At 59.9% G+C, this 4,159-nt stretch carries 7 protein-coding genes; 5 read left to right on the top strand and 2 right to left on the bottom strand.

Going from position 1 to position 4,159, the window contains the following annotated elements; all coding sequences use genetic code 11:
* The coding region (locus tag WBF74_RS02735; RefSeq protein WP_424434812.1) for an alpha/beta hydrolase at nucleotides 1–938 on the top strand (938 nt) is incomplete at its 5' end.
* 157 nt (nucleotides 939–1,095) lie between these two features.
* Here WBF74_RS02735 and WBF74_RS02740 read toward each other — a convergent pair.
* Nucleotides 1,096–1,245 carry a hypothetical protein gene (locus WBF74_RS02740; protein WP_424434815.1) on the bottom strand — a complete coding sequence of 50 codons (150 nt, stop codon included), beginning with the start codon at nucleotides 1,243–1,245 and terminating at the stop codon, nucleotides 1,096–1,098.
* Between the two features lie 483 nt (nucleotides 1,246–1,728).
* On the opposite strand from WBF74_RS02740, the gene WBF74_RS02745 reads away from it, so the two are divergent.
* Complete coding sequence (locus WBF74_RS02745; protein WP_424434830.1) at nucleotides 1,729–1,995, top strand: addiction module antidote protein; 267 nt, start codon at nucleotides 1,729–1,731, stop codon at nucleotides 1,993–1,995.
* On the opposite strand, the gene WBF74_RS02750 is transcribed toward WBF74_RS02745, so the two are convergent.
* A complete protein-coding gene (locus WBF74_RS02750; protein WP_424434818.1) occupies nucleotides 1,922–2,554 on the bottom strand; it encodes a TetR family transcriptional regulator in 633 nt (210 codons plus the stop codon). The genes WBF74_RS02745 and WBF74_RS02750 overlap by 74 nt on opposite strands.
* Nucleotides 2,555–2,646: 92 nt before the next feature.
* Here WBF74_RS02750 and WBF74_RS02755 point away from each other — a divergent pair, with 92 nt between their 5' ends.
* From WBF74_RS02755 to WBF74_RS02765, 3 genes are all read left to right on the top strand, one after another.
* Complete coding sequence (locus WBF74_RS02755) at nucleotides 2,647–3,648, top strand: NAD(P)H-dependent glycerol-3-phosphate dehydrogenase (RefSeq protein WP_424434821.1); 1,002 nt, start codon at nucleotides 2,647–2,649, stop codon at nucleotides 3,646–3,648.
* A 22-nt stretch (nucleotides 3,649–3,670) separates the two neighbouring features.
* Entirely contained in the window at nucleotides 3,671–3,955 is a 285-nt protein-coding gene (locus WBF74_RS02760; RefSeq protein WP_424434824.1) for a YciI family protein, read from the top strand.
* Between the two features lie 8 nt (nucleotides 3,956–3,963).
* A partial coding sequence (locus WBF74_RS02765; RefSeq protein WP_424434827.1) for an EVE domain-containing protein occupies nucleotides 3,964–4,159 on the top strand: 196 nt, incomplete at its 3' end.

Consider the following 4,159-nt stretch of genomic DNA (forward strand, 5'->3'; position numbering starts at 1 on the left):
CGTCAAGGCATAGAATAAGGACGCAGACGCAAATGAGCCTTCAGCTTTCCCTCCTCAATCTTCTGCTGCGCTGGCAGGTGAAGCGCCGCTTCCGCAAGAACCCGGATGTGAATCTGCTGCGTCCGCTGATGCAGCAGATGGAAGCCCGCAATGCGCGCCTGCCCGCCGACATTAAAGTCGAAGACATCACCCTTGGCGGCGTGCTCACAGAAAAGCTGACGGCACCGGGCACGGATGAGAGCCGCGCCTTCTTCTATATTCATGGCGGCGGCTTCGTTGCAGGTTCGCCCCGCACGCATCGCCCGCTCACCTCGCGCCTTGCAAGGCAGGTCGGTGTGCCGGTCTATTCGGTCGATTACCGCCTTGCGCCCGAACATCGCTTTCCCGCCGGGCTTGATGATTGCGTCGCCGCCTATCGCGGCCTGCTTGAGAAGGGCATTGCCCCTTCCTCCATCATTGTCGGCGGTGATTCGGCGGGCGGAAATCTGACGCTTGCGCTCGCCCTCCGCCTCAAGGCAGAGGGCGTGCCCCTTCCCGCGGCACTGGTCTGCCTTTCGCCTGCAACGGACATGACGGGCAGCGGCGCCTCGCGCCATGAAAATGCGGAAGCTGATTCGCTTTTCGTCTCGGAGATGTTCGACAGTCTGAAGCCTGCCTATTACGGCGATGACGATGACCGCAATCCCTTCCTCTCACCGCTTTTTGGCGATGTGAGCGGCTTCCCACCCGTATTTTTTCAGGTGGGCGAGACAGAAATGCTGCGGGACGATTCAACCCGCATGGCCGCCTCGCTGAAGGCGGCGGGCACCGAAACCGTGCTCGAGGTCTGGCCGAAGGTCTGGCATGTCTGGCAGCTCAACGCCGACATGCTGCCCGAAGGCCGCGAGGCGATTGACCACATCGCCCGCTTTGCAAAACAGCACCTCCGCATCGCCTGACGCTGCGCGTTTCCTGCTCAAAAAAGAACCCCGCCGCGGGGGAAGCGGCGGGGTCAAGCAGCCCTCTTGCGTGAGGAGGGCGTCGGGTCCCGGACTCCTGAGGGGAGGGATGGGAGTCCGGACGGGGAAGTCATGAATCCAACGGTCAGATCGTCGATCAGACGATAAAGGGGTTAACAGCGGAACTCTGCGTGAGCAGAGCGAACGTGTAGATCACAAGTCCCAGGGCATAGGCTCCGAGCAGTGCGGCAACGGCTTTGGCGGTGACGCGCTCCACGAGAGCGGCTTTCTTCGGGTTCAGCGTCATCTCGATCTTCCTTCTCAAAAGGCGGCGTTGAGAGGCACGGCTTTATAAAGCCGGGGCCGTATGCCGGGCGTTGCCGCCCGGCTTTACGCCGCGTACTGGGAAACGACCTGCGCGAGAAAGGCCAGCGAATAGCCTGCGAGCGCGATGGTGACGACGCGGTTGGTCAGACGGGAATTCAAACGGATCATGATGTGTCTCCTGCATGTTTTCAGCGGGCTGCTTTCCGGGTCGTCCCGCTGACGAGCTTGATTTAGACATCCTTTGCGGCAAAACAATGAACAAAACAAAAAATGTTCAACGTTCACGATTTATGTTGCTGCAATGCAACACATAACACTGTGATTGCACTGTAAACATAGGTAAAATCAGTGAGTTGCGCGATCAGCCGCTCTTGCCGGATAGATAGTGCATCGCGGCAAAAACAAAAGCCTGTGGAGAACTCCGGAATGATTCGAGGCTGGGCACCCTAATTCCGCGCCCGGCATCATCGCGCGCGTCAGGGGCGCGTCACAGGTCACCCGCAAAGCAGGCGTGACGAGAGAAGCGCTCTACAAGGCATTCAGCCCGGCAGGCGATCCCAAATTGTCCACGCTGTTTGGCGTATTGAAGGCGCTGAAAGTGAATTTGAGCGCGGTTCCCGTCGCACCCGACCTGAACCGGAACCGCCGCCAATCGCTCAGGCCTCGGCGGCCTGGGGCTGCTTTTCAGGGTCCATGCAGGCACAGCCCGCGCGCAGGCCGGCGACGATGATCTGATAGACGCCTTCAAGCTCGCGCTCGAGCTTGGGCAGGGTCAGTCGCGTGAAAAGCTGCGGAGAGGAGAATTTCAGCGTTGCCGCCTGAATCATCTCGCTGGCGAATTCCGGGTCGAGCACATTGAACTCGCCAGACATGTTGCCAAGCTCAATGATGCTCACCAGCACCTCGCGCTCGCGCTTCAGCCCTTCATTATGGAATTCAGGCCGCTCGGCGGTGACGATCTGCGCCATTTCCACGATTTTCGGGTCCTGCTCCAGCTTGTGGAAGGTTTCCCGCAAATCCATGAAGAGGAAATCATGCAGCCGCTCGGCAGCGGTACGGCCCGGCTGTGTGAGCACACGGGCGAGATCCTCTGACGTCTGCATCGAGGCCTGACGGCAGATTTCCTCCGCAATATCGAGCTTTCCTGCGAAATAGCGGTAAAGATTGCCCGGCGACATGTCGCAATCGACCGCAAGCTCCGCCATGGTGGTCTTGGTGTAACCGTAACGGGTGAAGCGCCGTTTTGCGGCTGCGATGATTTTCTGATGCGTATCGTCTTGTGTAGCCATAGAGATAATTTTAGTGCGATCGAGTAAATATTCAACGAATCGTTCAATCGTTAGCAGTTGCAGCATTTTTCCGAGCCGAGTGAGGAGCCCCGTTGAGCGCGACATATGAAACGATTTCGGTGGTGGGGGCCGGCGCCTGGGGCACGGCGCTCGCACAAGTTGCCGCAAAAGCGGGCCGCAAGGTCACGCTCTGGGCGCGCGAGGCGGACGTGGTGGAAAGCATCAACATCGCGCACGAGAACAGCACCTTCCTGCCCGGCATCGCCCTGTCGCCGGAGATTCGCGCGACATCCGATCTCGCCGCCGCTGCCTCTGCCGATGCAATCCTGATGGTGACGCCTGCCCAGCATCTGCGCGCAACGCTTGCGCAGCTCGCGCCCCATGTCGCAAGGGGAACGCCCGTCGTGCTTTGCGCCAAGGGTGTGGAACAGGGAACGAATGCGCTGCTGACCGAAGTGCTGGCAGAAGCCATGCCCGATGCCCTGCCCGCCGTTCTCTCCGGCCCGAGCTTTGCCGCGGAAGTCGCGCGCGGACTGCCAACTGCCGTGACACTTGCCTGCGAAGATGAAACGGTCGCGGAAGCCCTTGCCCATGCGATCGGCTTGCCCGCCTTCCGCCCCTATTATTCTTCCGACCTCATCGGTGCGGAAGTTGGCGGCGCGGTAAAGAATGTGCTCGCCATTGCCTGTGGCATCGTCGAGGGAAAACAGTTCGGCGCTTCCGCGCGCGCGGCCCTCACCACGCGCGGCTTTGCGGAACTGACGCGGCTCGGTCTTGCGCTCGGTGCGCGCATGGAAACACTCGCCGGCCTTTCGGGCCTTGGTGATCTCGTCCTCACCTGCAACTCGCCGCAGTCGCGCAACATGTCGCTCGGCCTCGCACTCGGACAAGGCAGGTCGCTTGCCGAGATCATGGGAGAACGCAATTCGGTGAGCGAAGGCGTACATTCCGCGACCGCCGTCGTGGCGCTTGCCCGCAAATACGATATAGAAATGCCTATTGCCGAAGCGGTGGCCGATATCGTCACCTCCCGCCTCAATGTTGATGAGGCGATTGCCTCCCTGCTCGCCCGCCCCTTCCGGGCCGAAGCCTGATCAAGAGAACGGATTTCCCGCCATGCTTTTCTGCCTCATCTGCACCGACAAGCCGAATGCCCTCGAGCTGCGCCTCGCCAATCGTGACGCTCACCTGAAATATTGGGGCGAAGCGGGATGCGTGAAGATTGGCGGACCTTTCACCAATGACGACCAGAGCGTGATGAACGGCTCCCTGCTGGTGATTGATGTGGCAGACCGCGCCACGGCAGAAAATCTGCTTGCGGATGATCCCTACAACAAGGCGGGCCTTTTCGCACACACTGAAATCCGCCCGTGGAAATGGCTGCTCGGCCCGAAGGAGTGATGTACGAAATGGCTTACTGGCTTTTCAAATCGGAACCTTCCACCTGGTCGTGGGAAGACCAGAAGAAAAAGGGCGCGAAGGGTGAGCCATGGAATGGTGTTCGCAATTACCAGGCGAACAACAATATGAAGGCGATGAAGAAAGGCGACCTCGGCTTCTTCTATCACTCGGTCGATGAAAAGCGCATGGTCGGCATCGTGCGGG

Origin of the sequence: Parvibaculum sp., from assembly GCF_049672805.1 — a bacterium.
Lineage (GTDB): Bacteria > Pseudomonadota > Alphaproteobacteria > Parvibaculales > Parvibaculaceae > Parvibaculum.

Excerpts from the sequence above, each read along its gene's own strand:
- WBF74_RS02740 (WP_424434815.1), bottom strand. The coding sequence starts at position 1,245 with ATGACGCTGAACCCGAAGAAAGCCGCTCTCGTGGAGCGCGTCACCGCC.
- WBF74_RS02750 (WP_424434818.1), bottom strand. The coding sequence starts at position 2,554 with ATGGCTACACAAGACGATACGCATCAGAAAATCATCGCAGCCGCAAAA.
- WBF74_RS02760 (WP_424434824.1), top strand. The coding sequence starts at position 3,671 with ATGCTTTTCTGCCTCATCTGCACCGACAAGCCGAATGCCCTCGAGCTG.